The sequence below is a fragment of the Mycolicibacterium psychrotolerans genome (assembly GCF_010729305.1).
GTDB lineage: Bacteria > Actinomycetota > Actinomycetes > Mycobacteriales > Mycobacteriaceae > Mycobacterium > Mycobacterium psychrotolerans.
In genome coordinates this window covers 5141582-5160164 of record NZ_AP022574.1, presented here as the reverse complement: position 1 = coordinate 5160164, position 18583 = coordinate 5141582, and the positions used below count along the sequence as shown (strand labels likewise).

General features: G+C 60.1%; 10 protein-coding genes, 3 pseudogenes and 1 other annotated feature. Of the genes and pseudogenes, 6 read left to right on the top strand and 7 right to left on the bottom strand.

Going from position 1 to position 18583, the window contains the following annotated elements:
• Window positions 1–20: 20 nt before the first annotated feature.
• A complete protein-coding gene (locus G6N45_RS24945; RefSeq protein ID WP_163726180.1) occupies window positions 21–1646 on the bottom strand; it encodes an acyl-CoA carboxylase subunit beta in 1626 nt (541 codons plus the stop codon).
• Between the two features lie 413 nt (window positions 1647–2059).
• Here G6N45_RS24945 and G6N45_RS24940 point away from each other — a divergent pair, with 413 nt between their 5' ends.
• The 3 genes from G6N45_RS24940 to G6N45_RS24930 all read left to right on the top strand — a co-directional run bounded on the left by G6N45_RS24940 (window position 2060) and on the right by G6N45_RS24930 (window position 6056).
• Window positions 2060–2479: a hypothetical protein gene (locus tag G6N45_RS24940; protein ID WP_163719593.1), complete on the top strand. Its 420-nt coding sequence runs from the start codon at window positions 2060–2062 to the stop codon at window positions 2477–2479.
• An 86-nt stretch (window positions 2480–2565) separates the two neighbouring features.
• Complete coding sequence (locus tag G6N45_RS24935; RefSeq protein ID WP_407664245.1) at window positions 2566–4410, top strand: DUF4012 domain-containing protein; 1845 nt, start codon at window positions 2566–2568, stop codon at window positions 4408–4410.
• Window positions 4411–4565: 155 nt separating this feature from the next.
• Window positions 4566–6056 (top strand): tyrosine-protein kinase domain-containing protein, encoded by a 1491-nt coding sequence (locus G6N45_RS24930; RefSeq protein ID WP_163726176.1) that lies wholly within the window; start codon window positions 4566–4568, stop codon window positions 6054–6056.
• Window positions 6057–6191: 135 nt separating this feature from the next.
• Here the strand turns inward: G6N45_RS24930 and G6N45_RS24925 are convergent, their stop codons facing one another.
• Window positions 6192–6998: an FkbM family methyltransferase gene (locus tag G6N45_RS24925; RefSeq protein ID WP_220100584.1), complete on the bottom strand. Its 807-nt coding sequence runs from the start codon at window positions 6996–6998 to the stop codon at window positions 6192–6194.
• Between the two features lie 91 nt (window positions 6999–7089).
• Here G6N45_RS24925 and G6N45_RS24920 point away from each other — a divergent pair, with 91 nt between their 5' ends.
• From G6N45_RS24920 to G6N45_RS24910, 3 genes are all read left to right on the top strand, one after another.
• A complete protein-coding gene (locus G6N45_RS24920; RefSeq protein ID WP_308207108.1) occupies window positions 7090–7962 on the top strand; it encodes an SMP-30/gluconolactonase/LRE family protein in 873 nt (290 codons plus the stop codon).
• Between the two features lie 118 nt (window positions 7963–8080).
• Entirely contained in the window at window positions 8081–9316 is a 1236-nt protein-coding gene (locus G6N45_RS24915) for a glycosyltransferase family 4 protein (protein WP_246228785.1), read from the top strand.
• 456 nt (window positions 9317–9772) lie between these two features.
• Window positions 9773–11119, top strand: a complete 1347-nt coding sequence (locus G6N45_RS24910) for an O-antigen polymerase (RefSeq protein ID WP_163726167.1) — start codon at window positions 9773–9775, stop codon at window positions 11117–11119.
• An 824-nt stretch (window positions 11120–11943) separates the two neighbouring features.
• On the opposite strand, the gene istB is transcribed toward G6N45_RS24910, so the two are convergent.
• From istB to G6N45_RS24885, 5 genes and pseudogenes are all read right to left on the bottom strand, one after another.
• On the bottom strand, window positions 11944–12753 hold the full coding sequence (gene istB, locus G6N45_RS24905; RefSeq protein WP_163726164.1) for an IS21-like element helper ATPase IstB: 810 nt from the start codon (window positions 12751–12753) through the stop codon (window positions 11944–11946).
• Window positions 12750–14257, bottom strand: a pseudogene (istA, locus tag G6N45_RS24900) (IS21 family transposase). Before istA ends, istB begins: the two are co-directional and overlap by 4 nt.
• 406 nt (window positions 14258–14663) lie before the next feature.
• Window positions 14664–15161 (bottom strand): annotated as a pseudogene (locus tag G6N45_RS24895) (SGNH hydrolase domain-containing protein); the annotation flags it as partial.
• 36 nt (window positions 15162–15197) lie between these two features.
• Window positions 15198–16438, bottom strand: a protein-coding gene (locus tag G6N45_RS24890; RefSeq protein ID WP_163729049.1) for an IS3 family transposase whose coding sequence is annotated in 2 segments (ribosomal slippage) — window positions 15198–16156 and window positions 16156–16438 — 1242 coding nt in all. Because the reading frame shifts where the segments join, the coding sequence is not laid out codon by codon here.
• Window positions 16047–16163: a sequence feature (AL1L pseudoknot), on the bottom strand. (Overlaps the previous gene by 117 nt.)
• A gap of 657 nt (window positions 16439–17095) precedes the next feature.
• Window positions 17096–18226 (bottom strand): annotated as a pseudogene (locus G6N45_RS24885) (acyltransferase family protein); the annotation flags it as partial.
• Between the last annotated feature and the right edge of the window lie 357 nt (window positions 18227–18583).

Genomic DNA, 18583 nt, shown 5'->3' with positions numbered 1-18583 from the left:
TTGTCTGGCAAGCGAATCGGTCAGAGCGGGATGTTGCCGTGCTTCTTCGGCGGAGTCTGGACGACCTTGCGCTCCAGCAGCCGCAGCGCCGTGCCGATGTAGCCGCGGGTGTGCGACGGCGGGATCACCGCGTCAACGTAGCCCCGCTCGGCCGCGATGTAGGGGTTGACCAGGGTATCCTCGTACTGCTGTTGCAGCTGCAGACGCAGCGCGTCAACGTCTTCGCCGTTCTTGGCGGCCTCCTTGAGTTCCTTGCGGTAGACGAACCCGACCGCACCGGAGGCGCCCATCACGGCGATCTGCGCGGTCGGCCAGGCGACGTTGACGTCGCAGCCCATGTCCTTGGACCCCATCACGCAGTAGGCGCCGCCGTAGGCCTTGCGGGTGATGACGGTGACCTTGGCGACGGTGGCTTCACCGTAGGCGTAGAGCAGCTTGGCGCCGCGGCGGATGATGCCGTTGTACTCCTGGTCGGTACCCGGCAGGAAACCCGGGACATCGACGAGCATCACGATCGGGATGTTGAAGCAGTCGCAGGTCCGCACGAACCGGGCCGCCTTCTCGGAGGCGTTGATGTCCAGGCAGCCGGCGAACTGGGTGGGCTGGTTGGCCACGATGCCGACTGGGCGGCCGTCGACACGGCCGAAGCCGACAATGATGTTCTGCGCGTAACCGGCCTGGATCTCGAGGAACTCGTCGTCGTCGAGGATGCGGGTGATGACCTCGTGCATGTCGTACGGCTGGTTCGGCGAATCCGGGATCAGCGTGTCGAGTTCGAGGTCCTCGTCGGTGAGGCTTTCCTCGATCGGTCCCGGTTGCGGGGCGGGGTAGCGCGGCGGCTCGGCGTAGTTGTTGGGCGGCAGGTAGGACAGCAGGTCCCGCACGTAGTCGAGGGCGTCCTGCTCGCCGGAGGCGACGTAGTGCACGGTGCCGGACTTGGCCATGTGGGTGTGGGCGCCGCCGAGCTCCTCCATGGTGACGTCCTCACCGGTGACGGTCTTGATGACGTCAGGTCCGGTGATGAACATCTGGCTGGTCTGGTCGACCATGATGACGAAGTCGGTCAGGGCGGGGGAGTAGACGTGCCCGCCGGCCGCGGCACCCATGATCAGCGAGATCTGCGGGATGACGCCGGAGGCCTTGATGTTGTTGTGGAAGATCCGGCTGTAGAGGCCGAGGGAGACCACGCCCTCCTGGATGCGGGCGCCGGCACCGTCGTTGATGCCGATCAGCGGGCGACCGGTCTTGATGGCCAGCTCCTGGACTTTGACGATCTTCTCGCCGTAGACCTCGCCGAGGCTGCCGCCGAACACGGTGGCGTCCTGGCTGAAGATGCAGACATCGCGCCCGTCGATGGTGCCGTAGCCGGTGACGACGCCGTCGCCGGTGGGGCGGTTCTTCTCCAGGCCGAAGTTCTTACTGCGGTGCTTGGCCAGCGCGTCGAGTTCGACGAAGGAATCCTCGTCCAACAGGGCGAGGATGCGCTCGCGGGCGGTGAGCTTGCCCTTGGCGTGCACCCTCTCCACAGCTTCTTCGCCAACCGGGTGCAGTGCCTCCTCGGCGCGCTTGCGCAGATCGGCGAGCTTCCCCGCGGTGGTGTGGATGTCGATCTCGTGCTCGGCGGCAGGCTCAGTCACGCTGGTCATGTTCCTGATGCTAACGGCGTGTCACTCGGGCGTCGCGCCCGGCCCTTAGTAGTCCCTTAAGAATCGGTCGGACGGCCCGCGTCTCAGTGATCGGACGTCCCAGTTTTGGGAAATTTGCCTCGATTCTGGCCAAGATCGCGATTCGGGCCACTGGGATCGCTTGCTCGGCAAAGGGACCGTCGCAGAAGCTCCAGCAAACTCTCGCCGGGGCGGCGACTGGCCTCGTTTCCATCAGTGCTTCGATGGCCGTTTCGCCGTCGATCCCGTCATAGCTTTGCGCTGTTGATCTGCTGGTAACAGTAGGTTTATGACGTTGCCGAGGATCTTCAAAAATTCGTGCCGTTTCGTTTGACAGGCCCTAGGGAGCGTGCGATGCTTCCAGCAACTATTCACGATCGAAAGTGTGGGGGGACATGACCACCGTTGCTACCAAATTCCAGGTGACTGCCGCTGCTGCCGCTCTTGCGGTCGGCGCCGCGTTTGCTCCGGTCGCCGCGAATGCAGCGCCGGCCATCCAGCTTCCGGCCGCGCCGAGCTTCGCCGATCTGCCGGCGCAGCCGAAGGGACCCGTCTACATCGTGACCGCCACGTCGTTGCAACTGATCAGCATTGTGCTGGACCAGAGCGCGAGGTTGCAGAACATAAGAGCTACCCGCCTCGAGGCCTACGCGGCGGCCCACCCGGACACCTTCTTCGGGCGGATCGCCGCGGCTCGCGCCGAGCGACTGCGCAAGATGGAGGAGATCTCCCGAGGCTTCAAGCTCGACGTGTGCCTCGCCGGCAATTCCGTCGGCGTTGGCCCGTACGGGACGATCACGCAGGGTTCCTGTTAGAAGAGCGGATATTGCACCGAATCTGTCGTGCTGAGGCCTGCACGTCGTCAGACGTGCAGGCCTCATCTATTGTCAGGATCATCTGAGTGGGATTGTTTTCGCGACGTCAAAATGATCGAGATCTGAACGCCGAGGAAGGAAGCGACGACGACGATGGTCGTCGGCTGTCGGCGCTGGTTCGCAGTCGCGGGTTCATCATCGCATCGACTGTCGTGGTCCTGTTGATTGTCGGGTTGGGCTGCTGGGTCGCCGTGGGCGCTTTCCAGGCGAAGTCGAATCTCGAGCACGCGCGAGGCAGCGCTCAGGACGCCAAAGAATCTCTGTTAGAAGCAGATACGAAGGCTGCAGCGGCGTCGGCCCGCGATGCTACCGACAGCGCTAAGGCGGCACGCGATGCCACACACTCGCTGGCGTGGAACATCGTCGCCGCCGTTCCGTGGTTGGGAAGCCCGTTCAAGACGGGCCAGCAGATCACCGATGTGGTGTCCGGTCTGGCGGCGAATGTGTTGCAGCCGGCGGCCGATGTCGGCGTGACGATCTCTCCTGACCGGCTCTACCGCGACGGGCGCGTCGATGTCGACCTGCTGCGCAGCCAGGAGGCTCAGCTCAGCACCTTGGCGGAGAAGGCGACGCGGCTCAACGCCGAAGCCAGCGCGATCCAAGATCCGCACTACTTGTCGACGATCGGTCAGGCTCGGACCCAGCTGCAAGGCCAAATCGCAGATCTGACTTCGATATTGGAGAACACCGCCTTGGCGGCGCGCTTGGTCCCGCCGATGATGGGCGCAGATGGCCCGCGAACATACTTCATGGGCTTCCAAACGAACGCCGAAGCGCGTGGAACTGGCGGTCTGCTGGGCGGATTTGGAATTCTCCGTTTCGATAAAGGCAGGCCCTCAGTAGACACCCTAGGCTCAAACATAGATCTTGCGGATGCAATCGCCCCCGTCGACTTAGGGCCTGAATTTGACCAGCAGTATGCTTATGCGAACCCATTCACGGACTTTCGCAATAGTAACTTGAGTCCCCACTTTCCATACACTGCTCAGATATGGAAGTCGATGTGGGAGGTGCAGACTGGCACGAACGTCGACGGAGTAATTGCCATCGATCCGGTTGCACTTAGTTACATACTGGGTGCGGTTGGTCCGGTGACCATGCCCGACGGTGAGGCCATATCAAAAGAAAACGTCGTCGAACTGACAGAGTCAACTGCATACATTCGATTTCCCGAGGACCAGTTGGCGCGCAAGCAATATTTGCAAGATATCGCGAATGCCGTCGTCAACAAAATTACAGGACCGGTAAAATCGCCTCGGCAGCTGTTAGACGCACTAGGCAAGGCGACTTCAGAGCGGCGTATAGCTGTATGGAGCGCCGAGCCCAAGGAACAGAAGCTACTTGAGGAGACGCCGCTCGCTCATGTTGTACCGGACGATTCTGCACCCTACGCCGCAGTAGTCTTCAACAATCTCGGCGGTAACAAGCTCGACTATTACCTGAAAACGGAGATCGAGTACGCGGCGGATGTTTGCAAGGGTGACACGCGCGCCTCTACTGTCACGGTGAAATTGACTAACGCGGCGCCGAGCGAGCCGCTGCCAGAATACGTGGCCGGTGAAGCAGGTCTGTCTCCTGACCTACCTATCCAAGTTCCCAAGGGCGCCAACATCACATCCGTTCGCCTCTTGGCAACAAAAGACGCGAAGTTGTCGGCCGCAATACTGAATGGCGAACGAGTTCCGGCGATATTGAATACCGAGCGGGGACATCCTGTTTTCGAGGTTCAGGTAATCATCCCTCCCGGCCAAGCGGCGGACATCAGCTTTCAGCTGTCCGAGCCTACCGCGCCAGGTAAACCCCGAGCACCAAGCCAGCCGCTTGTTAATACCGTGGTTCCCGAAATAAAGGTGCCGGAGTGCAAGGACTGAGATTTGCGTGGACTACCTGTGCGCGCTTGGAGTGTTCTGCAATTATCGGAGCAGTGGGGTTCCGTCATCCTTCGTAAAAGACCGTTACCGCGACTGCGGGGTAAGCAAGTTGACAGGGGCTGGATGGCCTCGCAGATAGCTCTGGAGGTTCTAAATTGAATCTGCAAGATCTCGTGAAATTAATGCGGACTCGTTGGATTACGGTGTGCGTAACCATCATTGGGTCGCTGCTAGCTGCAGTTATCATCTCTCTACTAACCACTCCGCTGTATCAAGCGTCTACGCGGCTCTTCGTCTCGACCAGTGCTGGATCGTCATTGTCTGATGTATATCAGGGGAATCGGTTCTCTCAGGAGCGCGTGGTTTCCTATGCCGAATTGATCGAAGGCGAGACACTCGCTCAACGCACGATAGACAAGCTAGGCCTTGACGCAAGCGCCAAAGATCTGCAAGCCAATGTGAAGGCGAGCGCGAAGGCGGACACGGTGCTGATCAATGTGGACGTGCTCGACAAGTCACCTGTCCGCGCGCGTGATATTGCCAATACCCTCTCTGATGAGTTCGTCGCGATGGTTCGAGAACTGGAGACTCCGGAGAATGGCGCGAGGCCGGACGCACGCGTGGTTGTCGAACAGAGGGCGACGATTCCTGACCATGCCGTGGTACCAAAAACAGCGCGAAACATCGGCATGGGCCTCGTCTTGGGCGTAGTGCTCGGTGTCGGATTGGCCCTTATTCGCGATCTTCTAGATAACACTGTGAAAAGTCGCGAGACGCTTGAACAGCTGACGGGCGCCGGCATAGTCGGCAGCATTCCGCTCGACAAAGAACGGCGCAGGCAAGCAGCTATTTTCTTTGACGGGGACAATTCCGCAATTGCTGAAGGGTTTCGAAAGCTGCGAACGAACTTGCAGTTTCTAGCGGTTGACAATCCACCACGCGTAATCTCGGTTACTAGCTCCATGCCCCACGAGGGCAAGTCGACAACGGCTATCAATATTGCACTTTCGCTTGCAGAGGCTGAGCATAACGTTGTCCTTGTCGACGGAGATATGCGTCGTCCCATGCTGCATAAGTATCTCGATCTGGTTGGTGCGGTTGGTTTCAGTACAGTGCTTAGTGGCAGCGCATCTCTATCCGAGGCACTTCAGAAAACACGATTTCCGAACCTGACGGTTCTCACGTCCGGACCGGTTCCTCCGAACCCTAGCGAATTGCTTGCGTCTTTATCGGCTAAAAAGCTGTTGAGCGAGCTTCGTGCGCAGTTCGACTATGTAGTAGTCGACTCAACGCCCCTGTTAGCGGTCACTGACGCTGCAATACTGGCGGCTGGCGCAGACGGCGTATTGATCATGGCGCGTTACGGGCACACCCGACGTGAGCAGCTCATCCACGCTGTTGAAAGCCTTGAAAGTGTGGGTGCTCCGGTATTGGGTGCAGTCTTCACAATGGTGCCCACGCGCGGAAGCGCCTCCTACGGATACGGATACGGGTATTACGGCGAGGACGCGGCCCGTCGCCAGCAACCTCGCGAACTTACTGGGCCGGCCACGCAAGATCGCTCGAGCGTTTCTGATTTGTTGGTAACTAATGTTGATGTTGCGGAGTCGTCAGGGAAGCGGCGCAAGCGTGCCGACGCAGACTAGTGTTGATCGGGCTGGCCGCTCCGCTCGTCCGGCCCCAGGAAGCTGGCTTGACCGACCCAACGGGTTGACCGCAGCATTTAGCCCATCAGCGACGGTCTACCGTTGGAATGGCGTCCGGCTGTTGTTGTGACGTCGTCATACCAGGCGACGGCCAAATGTACTTGTGCAGCGCAGCGCGTCAGCTTCATCGTAAAATGCCAGCACATTGCCCCAGCATTTATCGGCATCAGCCGGTATTGTGCTCGAGAGACCCCGCCAGAAATGGCGTCGCCCATATTCCACGATCGGCTCCCAGACGGAGTAGACGAGGTGATAGCCGTGAGCAATCATGAACTCGCTGCTATCCGCCAAGGAGTACCCCAGGGCTGTTGTCTTGCGGTCTTCGAACTCGAAGAGAACGAACCGTGGTGCATAGTTCCAGTCGAAGCCCTTAAGTGCAAAGAAGTCGAAGCCCTCGATATCAATCTTCAGGAAGTCGACCCGGGCGATTCGCCTGCTGCGCAGGTCCTCGGCTAGGGTCACCACCTTTACGGCAGCCGTGGGTATATGGGAGTCGTGAAATGCCGACAGAGTGCTGATCCCGGTCGACACTGAGGACGTGAACAAAGACGCTGATTCCGCGCCCGTATCTGACACGGCCGAGCTCGACAACTGCACGCGCGGATGGCGACCAATGCGGCGCTCAAACAATTCTCTGTTGGCCGGGTCCGGTTCATAAGCAACCGCAGACCAACCTTTATCAACGAACAGTGATGTTACTGCGCCGTGATGCGCGCCCACATCGACTAATGTTAGGCCGTTGCCTGTAGAGTCTGGCGCGAGTTGCGCGATGATTTCCGCCTCATCGATAAAGTTTCGCATGAAACGACGCTTGACGGCTCGAACTTGGCTAGCAATCGAACTAGGAAGTACAGAAATGATTTTCGAGCGTACTGATGACACAAGGTACACGCTACAGGAATAATGGGAAAGATGCTGAGGTGAGCTTCCCGGAGGCGCTGGGAGTCGGGCTCGCGGCGCGCGGCGGCGGAAGGTGGACACAGTGATTCACGCTGAACGATATACGTCTCCCTTCGCGTACCATGGAGAGGGTCCTTTCTGGGATTGGCGCCGCGAGCGGTTGATGTGTGTCGACGTCCTGTCAGCATCGGTCGTGGAGATTCTTTCGCCTGACGACTTGAAAATCAATACTGTGCCCGGCGGTGCTGCAACCGTGGTACGACGCCGTGCCGGCGCGGGTTTCGTCATTGGTGGCGAGCGGGAAATCTTTCTAACGGACGACGATCTTCTGGACTTTCGCAGCTTGGCGACCCTGACGACCGATCTGGCTATCCGCTCCAATGATGGGGGCTGCGACCCGCTCGGCAATCTCATAATTGGCACGATGGCTTATGACGAGAGCCCAGGAAAGGGCTCGCTGTACAGGGTAACTCCGAATGGCAACGTCACAACTCTTATCTCATCGATTTCTATATCGAACGGTGTGCAGTGGTCCCGAGACGGTTCACGGGTGTTCTATATCGACACGCCTACGCGGCGCGTCGACGTTTTCGACGTCGACGACCGTTCAGGCAGTTGGTCAAGGCGGCGGCCACATATTCGGGTGGACGATGAGGCCGGCTTTCCGGACGGAATGGCAATCGACGAGAACGATGGACTTTGGGTGGCGATGTGGGGCGGAGCATCTATAAACCATTACGACGACTCGGGGGTGCTTGTAGACGTGGTGACTGTCCCAGGTGTGTCTCAAGTCAGTTCGTGTGCTTTCGGGGGATCCGATATGGACCGATTGTTCATTACCACTTCTCGTAAGAATCTCGACGACAGCACCGAGCCGGACGCGGGCGCAGTCTTCGCTGCCGACGTCAGCGTCCGTGGAGCGCGAATTACTGACTTCGGTGGATGAGCCTTCCCGCGGACGATTGTTATTGAGCAGGACAGGTAGTATGTCGATCAAAGGAAATATCCCGACGTCTCGGAAGCATCGGCAAACAAAGGAACGCCGGGGCGGTAGGCTTCTTCGCGTGGATGCGCTCAACAAAGTTTCTGTGGCGAGTATTAACTACCCCCCCGAACCGACGGGCATTGCCCCCTATACCGGTGCGCTCGCGCGCGGTCTGGCGGCAGCTGGTTACTCGGTGACCTGCCATGTAGCGCACCCCCACTACCCAGAATGGAAAATTCGTCCAGGTTACGGACAATGGACGCGCTCCGAGTGGCAGGAAGGTGTGCGGGTACTTCGCCGGCTTCATCTTGTGGCGAGACCGCCGCGCGGCGTACGGCGGCTGCTGTCCGAATTATCATTCGGCGTCCGCCTGGTGTTCGCACGCTGGCGAAGTCCAGATGCCGTGATAGCCGTGTCGCCGTCTCTTTTCTCTACTGCGCTTGCAGTGCTGAGGCTTCGGCTGATGCCGTCGACTCCGAAATTGATTGTCTGGGTTCAGGACCTCTATTCCCTTGGTATGAGCGAAACAGGGGAAGGCGGTTGGCTAGTACGGCGGGTGACCCGTGGGTTGGAATCGAAGACTCTTGCCGCAGCCGACGTCGTCGTTGTGATCCATGAACGTTTCGCCAATTATGCACAATCAGTTTTGGGTGTACGTCGATCAAAGATCGTCGTATTGCGCAATTGGACACATCTGCCGCACTCGGATCCCGTTGATCATGAGACAGCCAAGGCTGCACTTGGATGGCCTGGAAACACCGTCTTGGCCGTGCATACGGGCAATATGGGCGCGAAGCAGGGGTTGGAGAATGTCGTGGATGCGGCTCGCTTGGCCGATGAGCGTGCCGATCGCGTGCATTTCATTCTTGTGGGCGATGGTGGAGAGCGGCTGGCCCTGGAACGGCGAGCGCGCGGTATTACTAGGCTCAGTTTCGTCGATCCCCTTGAGGATGAAGACTATCGTCTCGCGCTACAAGCAGCGGATGTTTTGATCGTCAACGAGAAGCCTGGTGTTGCCGCGATGGCAGTACCAAGTAAGCTGACGTCCTACTTCGATGCTGGCAGGCCCGTGGTTGCAGCGACGGACTGCGAAGGTATTACCGCTTCGGAGGTCCGTGCAGCCGGAGCCGGGGAAATTGTTCGCGCTGGTGAAGCGGCCGATCTCTTGGAGGCAGTACTTTCCATTGCAGCTAATGCTGACGTTGCGAATCAATACGGTGCAAACGGTCGGAGATATCGAGAGACGGTACTCGACCAGAGCGCCGCAATGCGACATTGGCTGGCGCTAGTCGCCGAAACTTTGAAGACCGTCTAACAGCACGCTCAGACATGCCCGTGAGCTGCTTTACCTGGTATATCTCGAATTCGCTGGAAGCCCGGGAACAATAGCAATCTCGATGACACTGAACTGCTTCGCAGGACCACCCGCTTTCCTCTCGGCCGCGTCCGAGGAGTCGTGACAGGGCGCAGCAAGAGGCTTGGATCCGGCGAACATTGTACAAAGGAGCAATTAGCAGCATCGGTAAGCTTCAGTATGCTTGGAACATCGCGTGCTCGGCCCATGGACTGCAACAAGCTTCGACCCGCGAACGGCTGCTCCATTCCGAGTTCTAGGCCGATCGTGCAGCGTTTCTGCGGTAGAGTCTGACTCACAATGTTCCTACAGTTCATCTTGCTCGCCGTGACCTGCGCTCTCCTGTATGCGTCCAGGGGTCTAGGTGCATTCAACCCGGTTCAAATGTTTTTGGGGGGTTGGCTCATTGTGCTGGGTATGGCTGTGAGTGGAATGGTGATATACGAACAGCCATTCTCGACTACCACCTTCATCTTGGTACTCGCGACGTTAGTTTCGTTCGTTATCGGAGCTTCTCTAGCCGGCGGTTCTCGCGCTCCGCACCGTCCGGATCTTCAGGCACCCGATCCAGCGTGCGATCGTACGACTATCGGCGTGTTATGCGCGCTCGCTGGCATCGGCGTCTTCTGGATAGTGAAAGATCTTTATGGAGGCGGTTTCGCGGTCCTAACGAATTTTACGACCGAGTCGAGTCGTGTTCGAAATGACTTCTGGGATGACTTCGCGAGCGGGAATGTTGATGTCAGTCCTGTGCGGTCTGTGGGCATCGTCTCGTGCTTGGCGCTCGCGACGCTCTTTCCCTATGCGACCCGATTCAAGCTTCGGTTTTTACAAGTGGCCTCCGCCATCGGGGCTGTTGTCGTCGTACTCGATTCATTCCTTCTGGCTGGTCGATTCTCGCTGGCAGTTTTAGCACTGTGTTTATTAGTGAGCGCTTCGCTAGTCTATGGGGGCCAGTCGCTGCGCCGCATTCTAACGGTCAGGCGGCTAACAATCGGGGGCCTATTGTGTTTCTACTTTTTTGTCGTCTTTCCAACACAACGGAATCCACTTCTAGCCGGTTCGGTCGAGCGATCACTCCGCTACTCCGGTGATGCGCATTTCAGTGATTGGGTCAAGTCCACGTCGGAAGTGCCTGGGATGTCATGGCTTGAAGTGTTTGCGTACTCCACAAGCTATTTTTCGACGTCGCTCGACAAACTGAACTTTTTCGTAACGGATACATCCGCTTTATCCTGGTACAGGCTGGGTCTGTATAACTTTACGCAGGCAAGTCAGGTTTCCGGCGCGTTTAGCGACAGCGTGACTCCATGGCAGCAGACTCGTTTGGATATTGCAGCAATCATGCGGTATGAAGGTTGGGGACTCAACCCCTGGAGCACGGGAATTCGTGATTTAGGGATCGACTTCGGGCTTTTCGGCATCTTGTTCGTCGGGCTGCTCGGATTCGTCGCCCGGAAAGTTTACGACCGATCGCTTGCAGGGAAGACCTATATCGGTCTGATAGCTGCTAGCTATGTCTCGATTTCATGCCTTATATTTGCTTTTATAAGCCCTTTCCAGATTCGCGTCATAAGTAACGGATTTTGGCTTCTCGCCCTGCTACTTTTTGTGCGGTTCAGTTCACGCCATTTCGCGCTTCGGCGCGCCACGAGCGGCGGCTTACTGAACTGGCGAGGGCCTCTGAAGGCTCCGTCAAGAAGTCAGTCGCATCGCTGGGAAAAGCGTAACGCGCTGATTGACGACAAAGCCAATCATCGATAAAGGCTTTAAGCGCTCTGGGTGCTCGCTCGGCCGCCACGCGGGCGCGTCGTTGTGGATGGGTAGGCTTATTCATAGACCAATTCGACGGTCGTTGATCAGGAAGACGCCCGGATTGATGGATCCCTGAAAGGTCAGGGCTAGGTAATTGTTCGGCGGCAAGGGACCGCTAAGGGCTGGTTATTCGCTGGATGGACGTCGCGAACCAAGGCGATGCATTTAGTGACTCTGCCTGGGTTACCAGCTCGTGTAGTTTGACAGTTGCTCGTCTTCGGTAAAAGTGAACTTGCTTTGTAGATCGGATCGTGAATCTGGTATGGGCTATTGTGGTCGCTACCAGGTTGCGCGCTGACAAGCCCCGTTTGCGATTGCAAATACCCACCCAAATGGCGCCCACATCGTCCACCGGAGCGAGGTCGATTGCGGTGGTACGCCGCAGCGTCGTGCCCGTCTAGGCTCGGCGATACTCAGCGGGCGCTCCAAGCGGCCGACATTGTCGACGAAGGCATCGGCACCGGGCTGTTTCTCGCGGCCGCAGCCATTCTGGCCATCCAGCTCGTTGAAAAGACGAATCATTACCCGTCAAGTGCCCGGCGTCGACTACAGTCTCGACTTGGCTGCCTCCCACGAATTGGTGTCTAGTCGAAGTCTTGTCGGTCTCGGTGGCCCTTGGGCTCGGCTGGGACTCTGCTCGTCGCGTTCGCTTGCGCTTAGCAATGTGATTCGACCTCAGCGGGGGTTGATCGATGCAGCGTGCCGCCTGTCAATGGCCAAGTGGAAGTACCCGCTGGTGGCCAGATAAAAGTACCCACCCCATGCGGTGATTCTCAGTTCGGTTGAGGTGTCTCCTTCCGGTGTTGGGCGTCCTTCATGCGGTAGGACTGGCCGTCGGTGATGACGACGGTGGCGTGGTGCAGGAGCCGGTCGAGGATGCTGACCGCGGTGGTCTGCTCGGGCAGGAATCGGTCCCATTCTTGGAATGGCCAGTGCGAGCCGATGGCCAGGGATCGGCGTTCGTAGGCGCCGGCGACGAGGCGGAACAGCAGCTGGGTTGCGGTGTCGTCGTGCGGGGCGAGGCCCAGCTCGTCGAGGATGATCAGGTCGACCCGCAGTAGGGATTCGATGATCTTGCCGACGGTGTTGTCGGCCAGGCCGCGGTAGAGGGTTTCCACGAGATCGGCAGCGGTGAAGTAGCGGACCTTGTGACCGGCATGGATGGCAGCCACGCCGAGGCCGATCAGGGTATGCGACTTGCCCGTCCCGGCGGGTCCGATCATGGCCAGATTTTGTTGTGTGCGAATCCAATCCAGACTGGAGAGGTAGTCGAAGACCTTCGGTTGAATCGAGGAGACTGTCACGTCGAACGACTCAAGTGTCTTGGTGACCGGGAAGCCGGCGGCTTTGAGCCGGTTGACGACGTTGGAGGCGTCCCGGGCCGCCAACTCGGTCTCGACCAGGGTCCGCAACACCTCTTTGGGTGTCCAGTGTTGGGTCTTCGCGGTGATCAGCACGTCGGGTGCGGTGCGCCGGATCGCGGCCAGCTTGAGTCGCCGTAACCCGGCGTCAAGATCCGCAGCCAGCGGAGGAACCGAAAGGGGTGCAACGGCTTTGGCCAGTTTGGATGGTGTGGTGGTCATGACGTAACCCCGCCGTCAGCGGTCGGGATGACCGTGTAGGCATCCAACGATCGGGTCGGAGCGACCGGTAGGTCCAGGATCAACGCATCCCCAGCGGTGCGTGGTTGAGGGGTTCCGGCGCCGGCGGCCAGGATGGAGCGCACGTCAGCGGCACGCAACCGCCGGAACGCAACCGCCCGGCGCAGCGCCGCGGTCACGGCGTCCGTGCCGTGAGCGGCGCCCAACCCGAGTAGGACTTCCAGCTCGGAGCCCAGGCGGGTGTTGCCGATCGCTGCTGCACCGATGAGGAACGCTTCGGCATCAGTACCCAAGGCACAGAACTGCTGCTCAGTCCCCGTCCTGGGGCGTGGGCCGCGATGCGGCGCTGGTCGTGGCCCGTCGTAGTGCGCGTCCAGGATCGAGGCGCTACCTGGTGCTGCGAGTTTATGCTCGGCCACGATCATCCCGGTGCTGGGTTCGACCAGGCAGACCGCGCCGTGATCGAGCACCATCGCCACGCTGGCTCCGATGAGTCGAGTGGGTACCGAGTAGCGGGCCGAGGCATACCGGACACACGACAGTCGGTCGACCTTGCGGAGCACCGGTGGCGCCCCGATCTGCAACCGTAGCGACGGTAGTGGTTGCAGCACTTCCCGTTCGATGATTAATCGTTCATCGGGAATGGCCTAGATCTCCGAGTGAATCGCAGCGTTGACCTCGACGCACCACGCTCTGGCTGCGGCGTTCGCAGACTGTAGGTCCACCGGCACTCCAGCGATCTTGGCCTCGGTGAGCATGGGCACCGCCAGGTCGCGTTGGGCGTAGCCACACAGGTTCTCGACGATGCCCTTGGATTCGGGATCCGAGGCGTGGCAGAAGTCCGGCGCGAAGCCATAATGGCTTGCCAGTCGAGTGTATTCAGCGGTGGGGATCACCACGTTGGCGACCACGCCGCCTTTGAGGCAGGCCATCCGGTCGGCCAGCACGCGCGCCGGAACCCCGGCGATCGCGTTGAAGGCTTCAGCGATCAACGCCAACGTGGTGGAGGCCCTCTGGTCGGTGGCGAAGGCGACGAACCGCCACCGGGAGAACGCCAGCACCGCGCAGAACAGGAGCAATCCCGGTGCGGCCTGGGCCCAGTCGATCACCAGATACTCACCCGGTGACCAGACCGCCGGTCGGCGCCCACGGTGATGCTCGTTGCGCCACAACAGTTTCGCTTCGGCGACCAGGCGACGGAAGTTGCGTGCCGATCCCTCATATCCGGCGGCGCGGGCGATCGGCAGCATTCGCTTGGCCGACATCCGACCCTGGGACTTCTCGCACGCTCGGTGACCAGATCGGTCACCGCATCGTAGTTGTGGGCCCGCTCCGCCCGTGGCGGTGCGTTGCCGCCGGCCTCGAACTTCCTCACGATGAGTTTTACGGTCTTGGGGGTGGTTTTGCAGAGCTCGGCGGCTCCTCGGTATGACCCGACTTGTTGGTAGGCAGAAATGATGTCCATGCGGTCCTTCGCAGACTTCAATGGAACTCCCCGATGGTGGTGGCGTTTGGTTGGCACCTTCACCGTCACCATCGGGGCCCGCAGTTCCTGATCGACACGACGAACACGGGGCGGGGACTTTTATCTGGCCACCAGCGGGGACCTCTACTTGGCCACCAGTGAGGACTTTTTCATGGCCACGGACACCGCCAAGACGTCCACGTAGCCGTTTAGCACGGTGAGACACGAGAAGAGCCACCCCTCATTCACAACGAGGGTGGTGGACAAGGGGACCTGGAGGAGACGGAGCGGTACGGAGACCGCTTGTTGCCGTCGCGGGTCGCCGCGGTGCTCAACCTTAAGAGCAACGCCCTCGTCGCTGACACCCAACTGCACGCGGTTGTTGGCGCAGGCGCTAACCAAGTAGTGAATTGCGCAGGAAGTCGTTTTAGCCGGTCGCGGGGAGCACGCCCGCGTTCCGCAGCGTCTCAGCGATGACTGGGGTGATTTTTTCGCCGTAAGCCCGCGTGAGGTGAGCGGTGTCCCGCTTGGTGGGGGTCGACCCCACGAACGCGGGGCAGAGGGCGTCCTTGCAGAACCAAGGCCGCGAATCGACCCACACCCCCTCGACCGCCGCAGCGACATCTTGTTCGGCCTGCGCCATGTCGATCCAGTAGTTTTGGACCTCGCTAATACAGTCCGCTGGGGCGCTGCTGCGTTTCCCGTAGCATTCGGCGATGTTCTTGTCAGGTGGGGGAGCGGACAGCCACACCACTTTCTCGGCGCTGCGCCGGAACTTCTCGACGATGGTTTGCATACCCGTCGCCCACTCGCCAGTAGTGAGGTCCTGGTCACCGCCGATCAGGTGTTTTTGGGCGTAGGAGTCGGCGATGAACACAACGGCGGGTTTCGTCTGATTGATCATGTCGACGGCGTGCTGTTTCCGGGCCGGACAGGCCGTGAACTACCCCGGGTTTTGTTCCTACTCGGTTGCGAGGGCCGGGGTTGGCTGGCTCGCGGGGTATGAGGCGCCGGTGAGGGCGGCCTCGTACTCGGCTGGTGGAACGTAGCCGAGGGCTTCGTGCAGGCGTTCCTGGTTGTACCAGGCCACCCATGCGGCAGTCGAGAGCTCGACGTCGTCCACGCACCGCCATGGTTTAGCGCGGCTGATCAGTTCGGTCTTGTAGGCGGCATTGACGGCTTCGGCGAGGGCGTTGTCATAACTATCGCCGCGGGACCCGACCGAGGGTGCGATGCCGAGTTCGGCCAGTCGGTCGGTATAGGTCAGCGATAAGTACTGCGATCCGCGGTCGGAATGATGAATCAACTCGGATAGATCGGTATTCGACTGCCACACGGCATGATTGAATGCTTGAAGCGGCAGGTCGTGTGTACGCATCGTGGCCGAGACGGCCCAGCCGGCGATCTTCTTGGTGCAGGCATCGGTCACGAAGGCGGTGTAACAGAATCCCTGCCAGGTGCGTACGAAGGTGATGTCGGCGACCCACAACCGGTTGGGTGCCGGGGCCTTGAATTGACGGTTGACCAGGTCAGCGGGCCGGGCGGCAGCGGGGTCGGTGACGGTGGTGAACACCGGCTTTCCGCGCTGCACACCGCGCAGGCCGGCCATGCGCATCAAGCGTCGGGTCTGTTCGCGGCCTAGGTGCCAGCCGCGACGTTTCATGGCCTGATGCATCTTCTTGACCCCGTACACCGAGTAGTTCTGCCGGTGCACCACACGCAGGTCCGCGATCAGCTGTTCGTCGCGGATTTCGCGATCTGAGGGCGGGCGGGTCCTGGCGGCTCGGTAGCCCCGGGAGGTGAGGAATCCCGGGATTGCTGCCCGCAAGATACGACAGATGAGCTCGACCCCGAACTGATCGCGATGTGCATCGATGTAGGCGATCATTTCGTCGCGGGGCGGTCGAGCTCCGCTGCGAAAAACGCAGACGCAGACTTCAGAATCTCGTTGGCTCTGCGTAAGTCGGCAACTTCTCGCTTGAGGCGGCGGATCTCGGCGTGCTCGGAGCTGGACGTCCCGGGTCGTTCCCCGGCATCGACTTGAGCCTTGCGCCGCCATCGACGCAGCGACTCTTCAGAGATGCCGAGTTTGCTCGACACAGACTTAATCGCCTCGAACTCCGATACTTCCGAGGCCTCCATCGTGGTGTCCAACATCCGTAACGCACGATCGCGAAACTCCGGCGAATACTGACGGGGCATGTTCCTGATCCTCCTATAAAGATCGGAACAAAACCTGGGGTAGTTCACCGCGACGGACTTCTCGTCCGCGTTGAAGATTTGATCATTCGAGAATTGGCAGCCCGCTAACGGTGCGACATGAACTTGCATTTGACCATTTGAGTCTGCGACAAGCTTCGTCAGCGGACCGGCGTAGGCGAGCGCAATGGAGTCACCAACGACGAACATGCGAAACGGCGCGTCGGGGGATCCCCAGGTGCATTTTTCGACGCTGTAGAGGTCGACTTGGCCGCAGGCGACGACTTCGCTGGGGGCCATCTGCCCGCCGATTGCTTGTTCCATCGGTGGGGTGAGGTTGGGCCACTCGGTGGCTTTCAAGGCTTCGCCGATTTCGTTCTGGAGCTCGGCGCCGAGCGGTCCTACGGGAGCGGTGCCGGGTGCCTCGGCCTCCGGCGCTTGCGCGATGACGCTGGGTGGCAGGGTGGGCGGCTCGACCGGGCGGATTGCGAAGGCGGTCACGCCGACCGCAATCAGCGACAGGGCGGCCACCGCCGCGTATTCGATGGACTTCTGCGGGGCGTAGCGGCGCCGGCGTATTTCATGCGCTGTGTAGCGGAATTTGGACCAGTCCGCCTTGCGCAATGGGTTTTCTACGAAGTGATAGGACGCGATGGCAAGCCCGAATCCGAGCGCGATGATGGCCAGGTCGTAACCGGGCCCGCTATTCATCAATTCGGCGACGATCACGATGATTGGCCAGTGGACGAGGTACAGCGAGTAGGAGACGTCTCCGATGTACCCGGAAAGTGGGTTGCGGAGAAACGCCTGATACTGCGGCTCCCCGCCCACGCCAGCGGCGATCACCAGCGCGGCGCCCGCCACAGGCAGGAGCGCCCACGGAGCAGGGAAACCGGAGGCTCCGTCGCTGAGCAGGAACAGACTGGCCACTATCAACCCCAACCCAGCCCACGATAGGAGCGGTTTCAAGGCGGTTGGAATGCGTTCGAGCAGCCCGACGGAGCAGGCCAGCAGCGCGCCGACGCCGAGCTCCCACACCCGGGAGAACGTGTCGAAGTACGCGGCTATCGCCGCCGTGTGGGTGCGGTAGATCGCCCACCCCAAGGACACCGCCACGATGCCGCCCATCGCGGCGGCGGCGAGCTGCATCCGATGCTGGTGGGTCCAAGCCTTACGGAGAACGAACACACTGATCAGGAAGATCAGTGCGGGCCACACGAAGTAGAACTGCTCCTCGATCGACAGCGACCAGTAGTGCTGCAGCGGCGACACGGTGTCGGTGGAGGCGCGGAAGTAGTCGGTGCCTTTGAAACCGAACCACCAGTTCGACAGGAACGCGAACGCGAAGATCGCGTCCACTCCCACCTCTCGGGCGCGGAATGGCAGAAACACCAACACGGCCGCGAGATAGGTGAGGAGCAGGACGACGGTGGCTGCGGGCACGATCCGCCGCACACGATTCCAGTAAAACTGCTGAAATGACACCGTTCCACGCTTCTCCGCATCCCGCAGCAGGTTCCCGGTGATGAGGAAGCCCGAGATCACAAAGAACACGTCGACGCCGATGAAGCCGCCCGAAGGCCAGTTCCAAAGATGGTTGGCGAACACAGTAAGCACGGCCACCATCCGCAAACCCTGGATGTCGAGACGCTGCCGTGACTGCGCCGCGTTTCGAAGTCGGCGCCGCGAATAGCGCTCATACCTTGCTAGAGCAGTTGCCAACTCAATCCCCCCTGTAGAAAGTGAACCACCTATGCGGCGGTGGACTCCAAAGTCCGGTGGACGTCGCACCGGCAGCTGCAGCCGTCCTCTGAGCAGGGGCGCGCGTGCCAAATACCGCCGCCTTTCCTGGTGGCGGGATCCAACCGACCCGCGTGGCGGCGTTCCGTGCGCAAGCGTTTCGGCGACTCGTCGTCCTTGTGACTGTCGGCCAACAATCCTGGTGGCGTCGATCCAGCAATACGAGGACGATCGGTATTACCGGCAGCGCCGACATCAGCAAACCACAGAGAGCCCCCACCCCGGGAATGGTAAACGAGGAGAGGGCCCGGTGCTCGACGCTCGAAAAGCTCGATGTCTCTCGTTTAGAGAACCCAGACAATCATCGGGTAGACGCCAAGCACACCTACACGGTGTGCATCTGGGATC

Bases quoted from the DNA above. Each gene is read 5' to 3' on its own strand.
- G6N45_RS24910 (WP_163726167.1), top strand. From the start codon at position 9,773: ATGGCTGTGAGTGGAATGGTGATATACGAACAGCCATTCTCGACTACC.
- G6N45_RS24945 (WP_163726180.1), bottom strand. From the start codon at position 1,646: ATGACCAGCGTGACTGAGCCTGCCGCCGAGCACGAGATCGACATCCAC.
- istB (WP_163726164.1), bottom strand. From the start codon at position 12,753: ATGACCACCACACCATCCAAACTGGCCAAAGCCGTTGCACCCCTTTCG.
- G6N45_RS24940 (WP_163719593.1), top strand. From the start codon at position 2,060: ATGACCACCGTTGCTACCAAATTCCAGGTGACTGCCGCTGCTGCCGCT.